This window comes from Rhodanobacter thiooxydans, assembly GCF_030291135.1.
Classification (GTDB): Bacteria; Pseudomonadota; Gammaproteobacteria; order Xanthomonadales; family Rhodanobacteraceae; genus Rhodanobacter; species Rhodanobacter thiooxydans_A.
The window spans coordinates 3,061,752-3,078,262 of sequence record NZ_CP127409.1; the positions used below are offsets into that span (position 1 = coordinate 3,061,752).

The following is a 16,511-nucleotide window of genomic DNA, read 5'->3' on the forward strand; positions in this document are numbered from 1 at the left end:
GACGCAGGTTTTCCAGTGCGACCCAGTCGTCTTCGAACGGAATGAATTGTTGCATGGAATGTTCCCGGCATGGCGCGCCGCATGACCGGGCGCAGGAACATCAGAACAGGCGGCCCGGCCAATGCACTGACGGGATCGGGCCGTTTGCGGGCAGGAATCGGCGCTCAGTCGAGCTCGATCATCTCGAAATCGTCCTTGGTGGTGCCGCAGTCCGGGCAGGTCCAGGTGTCGGGCACATCCTCCCAGCGGGTGCCGGCGGGAATACCCTCGTCGGGCACGCCCACGGCTTCGTCGTAGATATAACCGCAGACGACGCACATCCATTTGCGCGAGGCGGTTTCGGTGGATCTCTGGCTCATGATCGGGCTTCTTCGGATCGCTTGGGGAATGGAGCATTCTCGCAACTCGCCCGACAATACGAAAGCGCGACCATACGATGGTTCTGCCACCCCACCCGCGAGGCGATGACTTGAAGATACCGACACTCTCACTCAACCGCGGCCTGTACGCCATCACCGACGGACCGCGCCCTGATCTGCTCGACGTCGTCGCGCAGGCGCTGACCGGCGGTGCCACGCTGCTGCAGTACCGCGACCTGAGCGACGACACGGCGCGGCGCCGCACCGAAGCGACGGCGCTCGTGCAGTTGTGTCACGCCCATCGCGTGCCGCTGATCATCGACCACGACATCGCGCTGGCGCTGGCCGTTGGCGCCGATGGCGTGCATCTGGGACGCGACGATGACGAGCCCGTGGCCGTGCGTGCCGTGCTGGGCGAACATGCGATCGTCGGCGTGTCGTGCTACGGCTCGCTGGCGCGCGCGCAGGCCGCCGCACGCGCCGGCGCCAGCTACGTGTCCTTCGGCGCGTTCTTTCCTTCGCCGACCAAGCCACTGGCAGCGCGCGTCCCGGTCGACCTGCTGAGGCAAAGCGCCGCGCTCGGCGTGCCGCGGGTGGCGATCGGCGGGATCACGCCGGACAATGGCGCCGCGCTGGTCGAAGCCGGCGCCGATTACCTGGCGGCCGTCACTGCCGTGTTCGCCACGACCGACGTGCGCACCGCCGCACAGCGCTTCGCCGACCTGTACTCCTCCGATCGAGAATCCGCACGATGAGCAACCACGAACTCTTCCAGCGCGCCCTGAAGTTGATGCCCGGCGGCGTGAATTCGCCGGTGCGCGCGTTCAAATCGGTGGGTGGCGAACCGTTCTTCACCGCGCGGGCGGACGGCGCCTACCTGTGGGATGTCGAAGGCACGCGCTACATCGACTACGTCGGCTCGTGGGGTCCGATGATCGTCGGCCACAACCACCCCGCGGTGCGCGAGGCGGTCGAGCGCGCGGTGAAGAACGGCCTGTCGTTCGGCACACCCTGCCCGGCCGAAGTGACCATGGCGGAGACGATCACCCGACTGATTCCCTCGGTCGAGATGGTGCGCATGGTCAACTCCGGCACCGAAGCCACCATGTCGGCGATCCGCCTCGCACGCGGTGCCACCGGCCGCAGCAAGATCGTGAAGTTCGAGGGCTGCTACCACGGCCACGGCGACAGCTTCCTGGTCAAGGCCGGCTCCGGCGCGCTGACCTTCGGCGTGCCGACCTCGCCGGGCGTGCCGAAGGCGAACGCCGACCTCACCCTGACCCTGCCCTACAACGACCTTGCCGCCGCACAGGCGCTGTTCGCCGAGCAGGGCAACGAGATCGCCGGCCTGATCATCGAGCCGGTCGCCGGCAACATGAACTGCATTCCGCCGCTGGACGGCTACCTGCAGGGCCTGCGCGAGCTGTGCACGCAGTCGGGCGCACTGCTGATCTTCGACGAGGTGATGACCGGTTTCCGCGTGGCACTCGGCGGCGCGCAAGCGCACTACAGAGTGACACCGGATCTCACCACCTTCGGCAAGATCATCGGCGGCGGCATGCCGGTGGGCGCCTACGGCGGCCGCCGCGAACTGATGGAACAGATCGCGCCGAGCGGGCCGATCTACCAGGCCGGCACGCTCTCTGGCAACCCGGTGGCGATGGCGGCAGGCCTGGCGATGCTGGAACTGATCCAGGCGCCCGGTTTCCACGACAAACTGGCTGCCCGCACGCGCCTGCTCTGCGACGGCTTCCAGTCCGTCGCCGACGGCGAAGGCGTCGCGTTCAGCACCAACCGTGTCGGCGGCATGTTCGGTTTGTTCTTCAGCGCCGAAAAAGTGCAGAGCTACGCGCAGGCCACGGCGGCCGACACCGCGCTGTTCAACCGCTTCTTCGACGGCATGCTGAAGCGCGGCGTGTACCTGGCGCCGTCGGCATTCGAAGCCGGATTCATGTCCAGCGCGCACAGCGACCAGGACATCGCCGACACACTGGAAGCCGCCCGCGGCGCCCTGCGCGACGCGAAGGGCTGATTCACCAGCTGCCGGTATTCGGCATCGACGCCCACGGCTCGCGTGGCGGCAGATGGCCTTCCTGCAGCAGCTCGATCGAGATCAGGTCGGGCGAGCGCACGAAGGCCATGTGGCCGTCGCGCGGCGGGCGATGGATGGTGTAGCCCATGTCCATCAGCCGCTGGCAGGTGGCGTAGATGTCCTCGACGCGGAACGCCAGATGGCCGAAGTTGCGCGCGCTACCGTAGTCCTCGGTGGAGTCCCAGTTGTATGTCAGTTCAATCTCGGCCTCGGGGCTGTCCGGCGCAGACAGGAACACCAGCGTGTACTTGCCCGCGGGATTTTCCTGGCGACGCACTTCGCGCAGGCCGAGGCCTTCGCAGTAGAAACGCAGCGAGGCGTCGAGATCGCGCACGCGCACCATGCTGTGCAGGTATTTCATCGGAGACTCCCGGTCACTCGGCGGGTTCCTGGATGATTGCCGCAAAATCGCTCAGCGCCGCGTGCAGACGGGCGAGGCCATCGGCCAGTTCCTCGTCGGTGATGGTCAGCGGTGGCACGAAGCGCAGCACATCCGGCCCGGCCTGCAACAGCAGCAGGCCATGCGCAGCAGCGTAGTCGAGGATCGCGCCGGCCTTGCCCTTGTACGGCTCGGCCAGCACCGCGCCGATCATCAGGCCGCGGCCGCGCACCTGGGCGAACAGCTGCAGCTCGTGATTGATCAACGCCAACCCCGCGCGCAGGTCGTTCGCCTGCCGCTCCACGTTCATCAGCACCGCCGACGAGGACAGCTTGGCCAGCGCCACGCGCGCCACCGCCGCAGCCATCGGGTTGCCGCCGAAGGTGGTGCCATGGGCGCCGTACTGCATCACCTCGGCCACCTTCGGGCCGGCCAGCATCGCGCCGATCGGAAAGCCGCCGCCGAGCGCCTTGGCCAGGGTCACGATGTCCGGCGTGACATGCTCGTGCGCGTGCGCGAACAGTGTGCCGGTGCGACCCATGCCGCACTGGATCTCGTCCAGCACCAGCAGCGCATCATGCTGGTCGCACAGTTCGCGGATACGCCTGAGGAAACCCGGCGCAGCCGGCAGCACGCCGCCCTCACCCTGCACCGGCTCCAGCATCACGGCAGCGACATCACCGGCGGCAAATGCCGCCTCAAGCGCCTGCGCATCGTTGAAGTCGAGGTAGCGGAACCCCGCCGGCAGCGGCTCGTAGCCCTGCTGGTACTTCGGCTGTGCGGTGGCGGTGACGGTGGCCAGGGTGCGGCCGTGGAACGAGCCCTTGAAGGTGATGATGACGCGCCGCTCCGGCGCGCGGCCCTGTGCCGTCGCCCACTTGCGCACCAGCTTGATCGCCGCCTCGTTCGCCTCCGCGCCGGAGTTGCACAGGAACACGCGCTGGGCGAAACCCGAAGCGCGCACCAGTTCCTCGGCCAGCCGCAGCGGTGGCTCGGTGTAGAACACGTTGCTGCTGTGCCACAACTTGTGCGCCTGCGCGGTCAGCGCGGCGAGCAGGTCCGGGTCCTGGTGGCCGAGCGCGTTCACCGCGATGCCGGCGCCGAAATCCACGTAGTCGCGCCCTTCGGTATCCCACACCCGCGCACCCTTGCCGTGGTCGAGCACCAGCTCGCGCGGCTTGTACACCGGCAGCCAATAGCGCTTGCCGAGTTCGATCAGGGCAGAGGGTTGTTCGTGCATGGTTGATCTCGAGCTGGCGGCGCAGACCGCTGGATGGACGATGGGCTTTGCGTGGCGCGCATCGTAGAGCCACGCCGCGGTTTCACACAATCGCGCTGCCTGTGTAACACCTGCCGACGGACTGTATCGCCCACGTTACAACCCGCCGCCATGCAGTGCTGGTGCGCATCGCCGCGCACACGCCGCCATCCGGCACGGCTGCCGCTGTATACGCTGCGACACGGCGACACCACGGCGGCAAACCGGCACGATCGCCACAAACCGCGCCATGACGCACTTCGCTGCACATGGCACGCGGATTGCTAATCCAACAGGGAGGCCCCGGCAAACGCATCCGGCCATGCATATTGCCGCGCAAGCGGCGAACGAGGGCGGTAACCCGGCAGTCCTGTAGCCGGGCACCAATGGAACCCCCCCGACCTGTCCCCTGCGGGTCGGGGGGACTTCCTTCGCCAGGGAACAAATCCTGTTCCGTCCCCGGCACGACCTTTGTGTGTGGACCCGCATGCCGCCGAGGGCGGGCAAGCCCATGCCACGGACGTGAAGCCTGGCGGCAGACTACTTGGCAGCGCGCCTAATCGCGACCAGTCGCGAGCCCGCAGCAAAACCGCCCCATCAACAAGGTGGGCTAGTGCCGCACCGACACGACGACGCTACCTTCAGATCCCCTACATGCGTTGCGTCGCCGGCGGCCAGTGGCCGTTCACGCCCGCCGCGGGGCGCCCCGCACGAAAGGGGAGACCATTACCCCGCAGGACCTCCAGCTCCAGCTGGTGCTTCTTGCACAGGCGGTACACAGTGACCCTCGACACCTTGAGCCGTCGCGCGCATTCGCTGATGTTGTAGTGGCTTTCACGCAGGCAGTTCAGCACCGCTTCGCGTTCGGCCGAAACGCGCGTGAGGCCGAGGCTGGAACGCGGCGTGGCGGAAGATCGCACATCCTGGAGATCGAGGTCGACCGCATCGATCAGCGTACTCTCGGCGACGACAGCGGCACGCTGCACGCGATTGATCAACTCGCGCACATTGCCGGGCCAGCTGAATTCGCGCATGGCCTGTCGTGCCCCAGCATTGAAGGTGCGGGCGCGGCCGGGATGGCGCAGACGGAACGTGTCCAGGAAATGCTGGGCGAGCAGCTCGATATCGCCTCCGCGTTCGCGCAGCGCGGGCATGCGCAGGCGCAGCACGTTGAGTCGGTAATACAGATCCTCGCGGAAGCTGCCCTGCACCACCGCCGAGTCCAGATCCACATGCGTGGCGGCCAGCACACGCACGTCCAGCCTGATCGGCTGGCTCGAACCCACGCGCTCCAGCGTGCCTTCCTGCAGCAGGCGCAGCAGGCTGGCCTGGGCATCGAGCGGCAGGTCGCCGATCTCGTCGAGGAACACCGTGCCGCCGGCGGCGGCCTCGAAATGCCCGATGCGCCGCACATTCGCACCGGTAAAGGCGCCACGCTCGTGGCCGAACAGCTCGGACTGCACCAGGTTCGATGGCAGCGCACCGCAGTTGATGGCGACGAACGGCCGACCTCGACGCGTCGACAGGTCATGCAGAGCACGGGCGGCAACTTCCTTGCCGCTGCCGGTCTCGCCGGTGATCAGCACCGGCAAATCCACCGGCGCATATTTGCGCAGGCTGGCCACCGTGGCGCGCATCACCGGGCTTTGCGCGCCCACGATGCCCGGGATGTCCGCCGTTTCCGCGGCCGGTATCCAGCCGTTGCCGAACTTCATCAAGGTATCGGTCAGGCGCTGCAGGTCGACCGGCGCCGTGAAGAAGTCCGCGCTGGCACGCAGGATGCGTTCCACCTCCGGCGTATCGGCGGCGACTTCCTGCGACACCAGGGCAAGCCACGGCAGCCACGGGTGGTTGGCCATCAACTGGCCCATCGCCTGGATCGTATCCGCATCACTGCAACGCAAATCGGCCATGGCCACCACGATATCGCCACGTCGCATGCCCACGCCGCCCTGCAATTGCGCATTGCCGATCCTGATGCGCCAGCCCGCCCGGGTCAGGCAGTCGCATTCCTCGTCCGTCGGCTGGCCAAACCAGACCACACAACGCCTGGCCACCTGAACCTGATTGCCCGTCATGGCACTGCCCCCTGTCCCAAGGTCGCAATTACGGTTCGGGGCGATCACCTGGGCAGGCGGTCGATCCCGTTGACCTTTGCAGCCGCACCCTGCGCTCCAGTTGCTGCCAAAGCGCGATGCGGGCTAACAACATACTCCCCAACAAGCAGGCCATATGTGAAGAAACAAGGCCTTCCGAGCGCCTTGCCGGCAAGCAACCGACGCCGTCGGTTGTGGGCGGACCATGCCGGTCGATGCCGGACTCCGCCCCGTCGCGACGAGCCCACTTTTCAGTCCAGGAACAGGTCCGGCAGCAAAGACGCACCCGGCTGCACGGCATAGCCGTCGAAGTCGACGATCCCGGCCTCGCGCAGGATCTCCTCGTCGATTGCGAAATGGCCGGTGTAGCCACGCGCCGGGCGGGTCAGGATGGCGTGGGCGGCGTCGGCCACGATCTCCGGCTTGCGGCAATGCTCGACCTTCACGCCGTTGATCATGCCGATCGCCGCGGTGGCGATCACCGTGCGCGGCCACAGCGCGTTCACCGCGATACCGAGCGGGGCGAATTCCGGGCTCATGCCCAGCACGCACAGGCTCATGCCCATCTTGGCGATGGTGTAGGCGGTGTGCGGCGCGAACCATTTAGGGTCGAGGCTGGGCGGCGGCGACAGCATCAGCACGTGTGGGTTGGCCGCCTTCTTCAGGTACGGCAGGCAGGCCTGGGTGACCAGAAAGGTGCCTCGCGTGTTGACCTGCTGCATCAAGTCGAAGCGCTTCATCGGCGTGCCTTCGGTACCAGCCAGCCAGATCGCGCTGGCGTTGTTGACCACGATGTCGATGCCGCCGAAGCGTTCGGCCGCCTGCGCCGCGGCGGCCACCACCTGGGCCTCTTCGCGGATATCCACCTGCAGCGCCAGCGCCTTGCCGCCGGCGGCCTCGACCGCGGCGGCGGCGGTATGGATGGTGCCGGGCAGCTTCGGGTTCGGCACGCCGCTCTTGGCCGCGATCACGACGTTGGCGCCGTCGCGCGCAGCGCGCAGCGCGATCGCCAGGCCGATGCCGCGCGAGGCACCACTGATGAACAGGGTCTTGCCGGCAAGGTCGGCCATGCGTGTCGCTCCGTCGGAAAAGTATTCAGTGTAGAACTCGCCGGCTCACGGCTTCTGGAAGCGCGGCAGGATGTCGCGCAGCTCGGCCAGCCGCTGCACCGGATCATCCAGTTCGAGCATGCGCTGCTGTTCACCGGCATCCAGCGGCAGCAGTTCGGCCAGCCGGAAACCCAGCCAGCTGGCGTCGTCGTAGGCGCTGCGCGGCGCTGCGCGCCACTGCGGCGCCATCGTCTCGATCAATCGCTCCAGGATGGTCTGCAGCAGCGCGAACTCCACCGGCACCGGCTGCTCCGGCTCGTCCGGCCAGACCTCCACGTCGCCGCGCAGCAGGCCGTCGGCACGTACCCGACTTCGCGCCACGCGAAAACGCGAGCCGCCTTCGGTGACGATGCCGAGCAGGCCATCATCGTCGCGGTGGAAATCACTGATCCGCGCGATCGTGCCGATCGCCGCCGGCACCGCCGGCTCGCCCGTTTCCCGTCCCTGCAGGATCAGGCACACGCCGAAGCCGGTGCCGTGACGCGTGCATTCGCGCACCAGGTCGAGATAGCGCGGTTCGAAGATGCGCAGCTGCAGCCGGCCACCGGGGAACAACACGGACGCCAGCGGAAACAGCGGCATCTCGACGAGCGGCGATTGAGACATGACAACCATGCGAGGAGTGTACCCAGAGCCGGCATCCCGGGTCTGCAACGCCTGGCTCAGGCCTGCCGCAAGCTCTCCACGAAACGGCGCGGCGCCGCCTCGAAACCACCGTTGGACATGAAGATCACCTGGTCGCCCGCGCGCACCTGCGCACGCAACGCGCCGATCAGTGCATCGACCGTCGACGCCGTGGTACCGCGTCCACCCAGCGCCGCGGTGACGCGGCCGGCATCCCACGACAGCTCGGGACGATGCAGGAACACCACCGCATCGGCATCGGCCAGCGACGGCGCCAGCGCCGCGGCATGCGCACCCTGGCGCATCGAGTTGGATCGCGGCTCCAGTGCCACCAGGATGCGCGCCTTGCCCACCTTGGCGCGCAGCCCGGCCAGGGTGGTGGCGATCGCCGTGGGGTGATGCGCGAAGTCGTCGTACACGCGCACGCCGTTTACCTCGCCGACCAGCTCCAGCCGCCGCTTCACGCTCTCGAAGCTGGCGAACGCCGGCAGCAGTGCCTGCGGATCGGCGCCAGCGGCGGCCGCCGCGGCGAGTGCGGCCAGCGCGTTCATCACGCTGTGATGGCCCAGCAGCGACCAGCGCACCTCGCCGATCCGTGCGCCGGCGTGGTGCACGACGAACGCCGAGCCGTCCGCCTCGACCAGCGTGGCCTGCCAGTTGCCGCAGCCGATGCCGAAGGTCTCCACCGGCGTCCAGCAGCCCATCGCCAGCACTTCGGCCAGGCGCTCGTCGTGCGCGTTGACGATCAGCCGGCCGTTGCCCGGCACGGTGCGCACCAGGTGATGGAACTGGCGCTGGATCGCGGCGACGTCGGGGAAGATGTCCGCGTGGTCGTACTCGAGGTTGTTGAGGATGGCGATGCGCGGCCGGTAGTGCACGAACTTCGAGCGCTTGTCGAAGAACGCGGTGTCGTATTCGTCCGCTTCAATGACAAACGGCTTGCCCTGCCCCAGCCGCGCCGACACCCCGAAATTGCCCGGCACGCCGCCGATCAGGAAGCCCGGCGCCATCCCGGCGCTTTCCAGCAGATGCGCCAGCAGGCTGGTGGTGGTGGTCTTGCCGTGGGTGCCAGCCACGGCCAGCACGTCGCGCTCGGCCAGCACCGTCTCACCCAGCCACTGCGGGCCGGAGATGTAGCGCAGGCGTGCGTCGAGCATGTATTCGACGGCCGGATTGCCGCGACTCATCGCGTTGCCGACCACGACGAGATCGGGGGCCGGCTGCAGGTGCCCGGCGGTGTAGCCGCTCATCAGCCCGATGCCGAGCGCCTCCAGCTGGGCGCTCATCGGCGGATAGACGTTCGCGTCGGAGCCTTCGACCGCGTGGCCCAGCTCGCGCGCTAGCGCGGCGACGCCGCCCATGAAGGTGCCGCAGATGCCGAGGATGTGCAGACGCATGGTGAGCGATTCCCTTGCAGGGAGCGGGAAGTGTGCTCAGCCGTTCGCGGCGGCGGCTTCGTTCTGCAGCGCGCGCTCGATCCGTGCGGTGACCTCGACCAGCTCGCCGACGCCGTCCACTACCTGCAGCTTGCCGCGGCTGGCGTAGAAATCCGCCACCGGCGCGGTCTGCTCGGCATAGATGGCGAGGCGCTTGCGCACGGTATCCGGATTGTCGTCGGCACGGCCTTCCGCCTTGAAGCGGATCTCGCAGCGCCCGATGATCGCCGCGTTCGGCACGTCCAGCTTCACCACCGCATCCAGCGGCTGACCGAGCTTGACCAGCAGGTGATCGAGCGCGTCGGCCTGGGCCAGGTTGCGCGGGTAGCCGTCGAGGATGAAGCCGGCCTTCGCATCAGCCTGGGCCAGCCGTTCTTCCAGCATGCCGAGCAGGATGTCGTCGGAGACCAGCTGGCCGGCGTCCATCACCGCCTTGGCCTTCAGCCCCATCGCGGTGCCGGCCGCGACAGCGGCGCGCAGCATGTCGCCGGTCGAGATATGCGGAACGCCCAGCGCCGTCTTCAGCCGGGCCGCCTGTGTACCTTTGCCCGAGCCGGGCGCACCAAGTAGGACGAGTCGCATAATGCTCCACAAGTTCGGCGGGCTGCCGCACACTGCAACAGCCCGCCCGATGCACGGAATTGTTCGTCAAATTAGCCGCTGCACCGGGTGCCGTCAAACAGCGACCTTCGTCGCATTCGGCCAAGTGTTTGTTGCAGAAAAAGATTTGCCGACGACCGTCGCCACCCTTCCGCTGCCTGATCGAGGATCCCATGAGCCCGAGCCGCCGTCCGCCTGCCGTCACCGGCAACCTGCTGTACGCCCAGTCCGGCGGCGTCACCGCGGTGATCAACGCCACCGCCGCTGGCGTGATCGAGGCCGCCCGCGACAAGGGCGTGAAGGTGTATGCCGCGCGCAACGGCATCCTCGGCGCATTGCGCGAGGAGCTGATCGACACCTCGAAGGAATCGGCCACCGCGATCGCCGCGCTGCGGCATACGCCGGGCGGTGCGTTCGGTTCATGCCGCTACAAGCTGAAGTCGCTGGACGAGAACCGCGCCGAGTACGAGCGGCTGATCGAGGTGTTCCGCGCGCACGACATCCGCTGGTTCCTCTACAACGGCGGCAACGATTCGGCCGACACCGCGCTGAAGCTGTCGCAGATCGGCAAGGCGCTGGGCTACGACATCCGCTGCATCGGCGTGCCGAAGACGGTGGACAACGACCTCGCCGTCACCGACTGCTGCCCCGGCTTCGGCTCGGTGGCGAAATACACCGCGATCTCCACGCTGGAGGCCAGCCTCGACGTCGCCTCGATGGCCGAGACCTCGACCAAGGTGTTCATCCTCGAGGTGATGGGCCGTCATGCCGGCTGGATCGCCGCCGCCGCCGGGCTGGCCGGCGAAGGCACGGACGCGGCGCCGCACCTCATCCTGTTTCCCGAGAACGCGTTCGACGAAGCGGCGTTCCTGGCCAAGGTGAAGGCCACCGTCGAGCGCGTCGGTTGGTGCACCGTGGTCGCCTCCGAAGGCGTGCGCAATGCGGCCGGCCAGTTCCTCGCCGAGGCGGGCACGCGCGACGCGTTCGGCCACAGCCAGCTCGGCGGCGTGGCGCCGGTGCTGGCGGCGCTGGTGAAGGAGAAGCTCGGCTACAAATACCACTGGGCGCTGCCCGACTACCTGCAGCGCTCGGCGCGGCACGCCGCCTCGCAGGTCGACGCCGAACAGGCGCATGCGGTCGGCAAGGCGGCGGTCGACTACGCGCTAGCCGGGATGAATGCGGTGATGCCGGTGATCGTGCGCACGTCCGACGCGCCGTACCGCTGGAAGATCGCGCCGGCGCCGCTGGCGAAGATCGCCAACCGCGAGAAGAAGATGCCGAAGAACTTCATCAGCCGCGACGGCTTCGGCATCACCGCCGCCGCCCGCCGCTATCTCGCCCCGCTGATCCGCGGCGAGGCGCCGTTGCCCTACGGCAAGGACGGCCTGCCGCGCTACGTGCAGCTGAAGAATGTCGCGGTGGCGTCCAGGCTGGCGCCATTCCGGCGCTGAGCCGGTTTGCTTCCGTGACCTGCTTCACCATGCTGAGTGTCGCCTGAAACCGGGGCGCCGGGATCGGCTTGCGTTCAGCCGCAGCTTCTTACGATCCACCCTGCCCGGGTCGATTGCCGCGCTGTTGTGGCCACGACCCTCTACGGGAGGAGACCTGAGATGAAACTCATCAGCCGCCTGCTCATCGCCCTCGCCCTGCTCACCACCGGCAGCTTCGCGCTGGCCGCCCCGGGTCCCGGCCCGGATGACCACGGCCGTCACGGCCATGACCGGGGCAACGACCGTCACCACGACAACCGCCGCTGGCACGATGACCGCCGCCACGGCGACTGGCGCCGCCATGACGATCGTCGCCATGGCCACGACTACCGCTACGCCGGCCCGCGTTACTACCCGGTGCGCCAGCATCGCTGGGAACGCGGCCACCGTTACTACGGCCCGACCTACGTGGTGCGCGACTACGGCTACTACCGCCTGCGTCCGCCGCCGCGCGGTTACCACTGGGTGCGCGCGAACAATGACTACCTGCTGGTCGCGATCGCCACCGGCATCATCCTGGACTACGCACTGCGATAAGCCCGCACCGGAGTGAACCATCCGGGGCCATGCATCCGTGCATGGCCCTTTTCGTTGATGCGCGGCGCTGCGCCGCACAACAGCCTGCGCTGCAACGTCTGCCTATACTCCGCGGGACCGCCCGTTCCGGACGGCCGCATACAACCCATGGGGAGGCTCCGATGCTGCAGCAGTATGGCTGGTGGATCGTTGTTGCATGTGCGTTAGTGGCGGTTCTGTATGGCGCGTTCTCCGCGCGCTGGATCCTGGCGCAATCGCCGGGCAACGAACGGATGCAGGAGATCGCCGCGGCCATCCAGGAAGGCGCGCGTGCCTACCTCAACCGCCAGTACACCACCATCGGCCTGGTCGGCGTGGTGCTGTTGCTGCTGATCGGTTTCTTCCTCAACTGGCCGACCGCGATCGGCTTCCTGCTCGGCGCGATCCTGTCCGGCGCGGCCGGCTACATCGGCATGAACGTCTCGGTGCGCGCCAACGTGCGCACCGCCGAGGCCGCACGCAGCGGACTCGGCGCGGCGATGGACGTGGCGTTCCGCGGCGGCGCGATCACCGGCATGCTGGTGGTCGGCCTGGCCCTGCTCGGCGTGGCCGGCTACTGGCTGGTGCTGGGCCACTTCGGCGTCGCCGGCGAGACCGCGCTGCATGCGCTGGTCGGGCTGGCCTTTGGCAGCTCGCTGATCTCGATCTTCGCGCGCCTGGGCGGTGGCATCTTCACCAAGGGCGCCGACGTCGGCGCCGACCTGGTCGGCAAGGTCGAGGCCGGCATCCCCGAGGACGACCCGCGCAATCCGGCGGTGATCGCCGACAACGTAGGCGACAACGTCGGCGACTGTGCCGGCATGGCCGCCGACCTGTTCGAGACCTACGCGGTGACGGTGATCGCCACCATGCTGCTGGCCGGCCTCACCTACACCAACAACCTGGCCGCGGTGCTGTACCCGCTGCTGCTCGGCGGCGTGTCGATCATTGCCTCGATCATCGCCACCTTCTTCGTGCGGGTGAAGGCCGGCGGCTCGATCATGGGCGCGCTGTACAAGGGCGTGATCGTGTCGGCGGTGCTCTCGGCGGTCGCGTTCTGGTTCGTCACCGGCAGCCTGCTGCCGCAGGGCCTGACCGCCGGCGACGGCAGTGTCATCTCCAGCCACGCGCTGTTCCATTGCGCGCTGATCGGCCTGGTGCTGACCGGCCTGATCGTGTGGATCACCGAGTTCTACACCGGCACGCAGTACAAGCCGGTGCAGCACATCGCGGCGGCGTCCACCACCGGCCACGGCACCAACATCATCGCCGGCCTCGGCGTGTCGATGAAGTCGACCGCGATGCCGGTGATCGTGATCTGCGCGGCGATCTGGGGCGCCTACAACCAGGGCGGCCTGTACGGCATCGCGATCGCCGCCACCGCCATGCTGTCGATGGCCGGCATGATCGTGGCGCTGGACGCCTACGGCCCGATCACCGACAACGCCGGCGGCATCGCCGAGATGGCCGATCTGCCGCCGGAAGTGCGCGGCGTCACCGACCCGCTGGACGCGGTGGGCAACACCACCAAGGCGGTGACCAAGGGCTACGCGATCGGTTCGGCCGCGCTGGCCGCGCTGGTACTGTTCGCCGACTACACGCACAACCTGGCGGTGAGCCATCCCGGCGAGGTGTTCACCTTCGACCTGTCCGACCACATGGTGATCATCGGCCTGCTGATCGGCGGCCTGATCCCCTACCTGTTCGGCGCGATGGCGATGGAGGCGGTCGGCCGTGCTGCCGGCGCCGTGGTGGAGGAAGTGCGCCGCCAGTTCCGCGACATCCCCGGCATCATGCAGGGCACCGGCAAGCCGGAGTACTCGCGCGCGGTGGACATGCTGACCCGTTCGGCGATCCGCGAGATGATCGTGCCATCGCTGCTGCCGGTCGCCGTGCCGATCGTGGTCGGCCTGCTGCTGGGCCCCAAGGCGCTCGGCGGCGTGCTGATCGGCACCATCGTCACCGGGTTGTTCGTGGCCATTTCGATGACCACCGGCGGCGGCGCCTGGGACAACGCGAAGAAGTACATCGAGGACGGCCACCACGGCGGCAAGGGCTCGGAGGCGCACAAGGCCGCGGTCACCGGCGACACCGTGGGCGACCCGTACAAGGACACCGCCGGTCCCGCCGTGAACCCGCTGATCAAGATCATCAACATCGTGGCGCTGCTGTTGATTCCGCTGCTGTAAGCCACGCATCCGCAACGACAGGAATCCCGCCCGCGTGGCGGGATTCCTGTTTCCGGCCTGCGCTCCTGACTTTAGTCACGGGCGGCCGCATGCCCGGACGGTTACGCTCGACCGACGGCGGGCCGCGCCCGCATTACCTTTACTCGCTTCTGGGGCACACCATGAAATCGGTATGGCTGATGCTGGCACTCGGCGTCACACTGACGGGCATGAACGACAGCCATGCCCGCGACACCACCCCCAAACCCGCGCCCGTGAATGCTCCAGCCGGCGATGATCCGTTCCTGTGGCTGGAGGACATCCATGGCGCGCGCGCGCTGGACTGGGTGAAACAGCAGAACGCGACCACCGCGAAGCGGTTCGTCGACAACGCCGAATTCACGCGCACCCGCAACAGCATCCTCGAAGTGCTCGACTCGGAGGCGCGCATCCCCTACGTCAACCGCATGGGCGACCACCTGTACAACTTCTGGCGCGACAAGGCGCATCCGCGCGGCGTCTGGCGGCGCACCACGCTGGCCGAGTACCGCAAGGCCGAGCCGGCATGGGAAGTGCTGCTGGACGTCGACGGGCTGAACCAGGTCGAGGACAAACGCTGGGTGTTCAAGGGCGTGCAATGCCTGAAGCCGGCGTTCGAACGCTGTCTGGTCTCACTGTCGCCCGACGGCGGCGACGCCACCGTGGTGCGCGAGTTCAACATCCCGCACAAGGCGTTCGTGAAGGGCGGCTTCGAATTGCCGGTGGCGAAAAGCCAGGTCGGCTGGATCGACGACAACACCCTCTACGTCGGCACCGACTTCGGCCCCGGTTCGATGACCGAATCGAGCTACCCGCGCATCGTCAAGGAGTGGAAGCGCGGCACGCCACTGGCGGCGGCCAGCACGGTGTACGAGGGCAAGCCGAGCGACCTGGCGGTCAGCGCATACCACGACCGCACGCCGGGCTACGAGCGCGACTTCGTTTCCGTCGCCCGGGATTTCTACCACAGCGACCTGTACCAGCGCTTCGATGGCAAGCTGGCCCGCGTCGAAGTGCCGGCAGACGCGGAAGCCGATGCCCACCGCGACTGGCTGCTGGTGCGCACCCGCTCGCCGTGGACGGTGGACGGCACCACCTATCCTGCCGGCGCACTGCTGGCGGCACCGTTCGACAGCTTCATGGCCGGCAAGCGCCACTTCACCGTGCTGTTCGAGCCCGACGCGCATACCTCGCTGGACTCGTACGCCTGGACCAGGCACCACCTGATCCTCAACCTGATGGACGACGTGAAAAGCCGGCTGGAGGTGCTGACTCCGCCGCAGACGGTCACGCCCGGCGGCGGCTGGAAGCGCGCGGCGATGGCCGGTGCGCCGGCGATGAGCACGATCAACGTGATCGACACCGATCCCGACCACAGCGACGAGTACTGGCTCGACGTCACCGGCTTCCTCGCCCCGTCGTCGCTGCAGCGCGGTGTGCTGGACGGCGCGGCGGCCGAGACGGTCAAGCAGGCGCCGGCGTTCTTCGACGCCGCGAAATTCATGGTCAGCCAGCACTTCGTGCAGTCGAAGGACGGCACCCGCGTGCCGTATTTCGAAATCGCCCCGAAGGACCTCAAGCGGGACGGCTCCAACCGCACCCTGCTGTACGGCTACGGCGGCTTCGAGGTCTCGCTGCAGCCGCAATACAGCGGCAGCGTCGGCCGCGCCTGGCTCGAGCGCGGCGGCGTCTACGTGATCGCCAACATCCGCGGCGGCGGCGAGTACGGCCCGCAGTGGCACCAGGCCGCGCTGAAGGCGAATCGCCCGCGTGCGTACGAGGACTTCGCCGCGGTAGCCGAGGATCTGGTGAAGCGCGGCGTGACCTCGGCGCAACACCTCGGCGCCGAAGGCGGCAGCAACGGCGGCCTGCTGATGGGCAACATGCTCACGATCTACCCGCAGCTGTTCGGCGCGATCGCCTGCGAGGTGCCGTTGCTGGACATGAAGCGCTACATCCACCTGTCCGCCGGCGCCTCGTGGATGGCCGAGTACGGCAACCCGGACACGGCCGACTGGAACTTCATCAAGACCTTCTCGCCTTACCAGAACGTGAAAAAGGACAGCCACTATCCGCCGGTGCTGTTCTACACCGCCACCAGCGACGACCGCGTCGGCCCGGTGCAGGCGCGCAAGATGGCCGCGAAAATGCAGGCGCAGGGCCATCCGGACGTGTGGTTCTACGAGAACCTGGAAGGTGGCCACGGTGCCGGCGCAGACAACCAGCAGTCGGCGCACATGCATGCGATGGCGTATGACTTCCTGTGGGACCAGCTGAAATAAGACGACTCCTCGCCTCACGCCATC

Annotated in this window: 14 protein-coding genes; 6 read left to right on the top strand and 8 right to left on the bottom strand. The window is 67.8% G+C overall.

Annotated elements, in window-relative coordinates; all coding sequences use genetic code 11:
- Positions 1 to 164 precede the first annotated feature (164 nt).
- Entirely contained in the window at positions 165 to 359 is a 195-nt protein-coding gene (locus tag QQA13_RS14130) for a rubredoxin (protein WP_108471653.1), read from the bottom strand.
- Positions 360 to 475: 116 nt separating this feature from the next.
- Between QQA13_RS14130 and thiE the strand changes: the two genes are divergently transcribed.
- Together thiE and hemL are read left to right on the top strand one after the other, a co-directional pair.
- On the top strand, positions 476 to 1,114 hold the full coding sequence (gene thiE, locus QQA13_RS14135) for a thiamine phosphate synthase (RefSeq protein WP_108471891.1): 639 nt from the start codon (positions 476 to 478) through the stop codon (positions 1,112 to 1,114).
- Positions 1,111 to 2,391: a glutamate-1-semialdehyde 2,1-aminomutase gene (gene hemL, locus QQA13_RS14140; RefSeq protein ID WP_108471654.1), complete on the top strand. Its 1,281-nt coding sequence runs from the start codon at positions 1,111 to 1,113 to the stop codon at positions 2,389 to 2,391. The genes thiE and hemL overlap by 4 nt, the downstream gene beginning before the upstream one ends.
- Position 2,392: 1 nt before the next feature.
- Here the strand turns inward: hemL and QQA13_RS14145 are convergent, their stop codons facing one another.
- The 7 genes from QQA13_RS14145 to QQA13_RS14175 form a co-directional block, all read right to left on the bottom strand.
- Entirely contained in the window at positions 2,393 to 2,812 is a 420-nt protein-coding gene (locus QQA13_RS14145; protein WP_108471655.1) for a VOC family protein, read from the bottom strand.
- A gap of 13 nt (positions 2,813 to 2,825) precedes the next feature.
- Positions 2,826 to 4,070, bottom strand: a complete 1,245-nt coding sequence (locus QQA13_RS14150; protein WP_108471656.1) for an acetylornithine transaminase — start codon at positions 4,068 to 4,070, stop codon at positions 2,826 to 2,828.
- A 668-nt stretch (positions 4,071 to 4,738) separates the two neighbouring features.
- On the bottom strand, positions 4,739 to 6,166 hold the full coding sequence (locus tag QQA13_RS14155; RefSeq protein WP_108471657.1) for a sigma-54 dependent transcriptional regulator: 1,428 nt from the start codon (positions 6,164 to 6,166) through the stop codon (positions 4,739 to 4,741).
- Between the two features lie 269 nt (positions 6,167 to 6,435).
- The gene (locus tag QQA13_RS14160) at positions 6,436 to 7,254 is read right to left on the bottom strand and encodes an SDR family oxidoreductase (protein ID WP_108471658.1); all 819 of its coding nucleotides are present in this window, start codon (positions 7,252 to 7,254) and stop codon (positions 6,436 to 6,438) included.
- Between the two features lie 45 nt (positions 7,255 to 7,299).
- A complete protein-coding gene (locus QQA13_RS14165) occupies positions 7,300 to 7,908 on the bottom strand; it encodes an LON peptidase substrate-binding domain-containing protein (RefSeq protein ID WP_108471659.1) in 609 nt (202 codons plus the stop codon).
- A 47-nt stretch (positions 7,909 to 7,955) separates the two neighbouring features.
- On the bottom strand, positions 7,956 to 9,314 hold the full coding sequence (mpl, locus tag QQA13_RS14170; protein ID WP_108471660.1) for a UDP-N-acetylmuramate:L-alanyl-gamma-D-glutamyl-meso-diaminopimelate ligase: 1,359 nt from the start codon (positions 9,312 to 9,314) through the stop codon (positions 7,956 to 7,958).
- A 36-nt stretch (positions 9,315 to 9,350) separates the two neighbouring features.
- Positions 9,351 to 9,935: an adenylate kinase gene (locus tag QQA13_RS14175; protein ID WP_108471661.1), complete on the bottom strand. Its 585-nt coding sequence runs from the start codon at positions 9,933 to 9,935 to the stop codon at positions 9,351 to 9,353.
- 191 nt (positions 9,936 to 10,126) lie between these two features.
- Here QQA13_RS14175 and QQA13_RS14180 point away from each other — a divergent pair, with 191 nt between their 5' ends.
- The 4 genes from QQA13_RS14180 to QQA13_RS14195 all read left to right on the top strand — a co-directional run bounded on the left by QQA13_RS14180 (position 10,127) and on the right by QQA13_RS14195 (position 16,487).
- Entirely contained in the window at positions 10,127 to 11,404 is a 1,278-nt protein-coding gene (locus QQA13_RS14180) for a 6-phosphofructokinase (RefSeq protein WP_108471662.1), read from the top strand.
- 159 nt (positions 11,405 to 11,563) lie between these two features.
- Positions 11,564 to 11,980: an RcnB family protein gene (locus QQA13_RS14185; RefSeq protein ID WP_108471663.1), complete on the top strand. Its 417-nt coding sequence runs from the start codon at positions 11,564 to 11,566 to the stop codon at positions 11,978 to 11,980.
- 161 nt (positions 11,981 to 12,141) lie between these two features.
- Entirely contained in the window at positions 12,142 to 14,187 is a 2,046-nt protein-coding gene (locus QQA13_RS14190; protein WP_108471664.1) for a sodium-translocating pyrophosphatase, read from the top strand.
- 161 nt (positions 14,188 to 14,348) lie between these two features.
- Positions 14,349 to 16,487 carry a prolyl oligopeptidase family serine peptidase gene (locus tag QQA13_RS14195; RefSeq protein ID WP_108471665.1) on the top strand — a complete coding sequence of 713 codons (2,139 nt, stop codon included), beginning with the start codon at positions 14,349 to 14,351 and terminating at the stop codon, positions 16,485 to 16,487.
- Positions 16,488 to 16,511 lie beyond the last annotated feature (24 nt).

Excerpts from the sequence above, each read along its gene's own strand:
- QQA13_RS14130 (WP_108471653.1), bottom strand. The coding sequence starts at position 359 with ATGAGCCAGAGATCCACCGAAACCGCCTCGCGCAAATGGATGTGCGTC.
- hemL (WP_108471654.1), top strand. The coding sequence starts at position 1,111 with ATGAGCAACCACGAACTCTTCCAGCGCGCCCTGAAGTTGATGCCCGGC.
- QQA13_RS14145 (WP_108471655.1), bottom strand. The coding sequence starts at position 2,812 with ATGAAATACCTGCACAGCATGGTGCGCGTGCGCGATCTCGACGCCTCG.
- QQA13_RS14150 (WP_108471656.1), bottom strand. The coding sequence starts at position 4,070 with ATGCACGAACAACCCTCTGCCCTGATCGAACTCGGCAAGCGCTATTGG.
- QQA13_RS14155 (WP_108471657.1), bottom strand. The coding sequence starts at position 6,166 with ATGACGGGCAATCAGGTTCAGGTGGCCAGGCGTTGTGTGGTCTGGTTT.
- QQA13_RS14160 (WP_108471658.1), bottom strand. The coding sequence starts at position 7,254 with ATGGCCGACCTTGCCGGCAAGACCCTGTTCATCAGTGGTGCCTCGCGC.
- QQA13_RS14165 (WP_108471659.1), bottom strand. The coding sequence starts at position 7,908 with ATGGTTGTCATGTCTCAATCGCCGCTCGTCGAGATGCCGCTGTTTCCG.
- mpl (WP_108471660.1), bottom strand. The coding sequence starts at position 9,314 with ATGCGTCTGCACATCCTCGGCATCTGCGGCACCTTCATGGGCGGCGTC.
- QQA13_RS14175 (WP_108471661.1), bottom strand. The coding sequence starts at position 9,935 with ATGCGACTCGTCCTACTTGGTGCGCCCGGCTCGGGCAAAGGTACACAG.
- QQA13_RS14180 (WP_108471662.1), top strand. The coding sequence starts at position 10,127 with ATGAGCCCGAGCCGCCGTCCGCCTGCCGTCACCGGCAACCTGCTGTAC.
- QQA13_RS14185 (WP_108471663.1), top strand. The coding sequence starts at position 11,564 with ATGAAACTCATCAGCCGCCTGCTCATCGCCCTCGCCCTGCTCACCACC.
- QQA13_RS14190 (WP_108471664.1), top strand. The coding sequence starts at position 12,142 with ATGCTGCAGCAGTATGGCTGGTGGATCGTTGTTGCATGTGCGTTAGTG.
- QQA13_RS14195 (WP_108471665.1), top strand. The coding sequence starts at position 14,349 with ATGAAATCGGTATGGCTGATGCTGGCACTCGGCGTCACACTGACGGGC.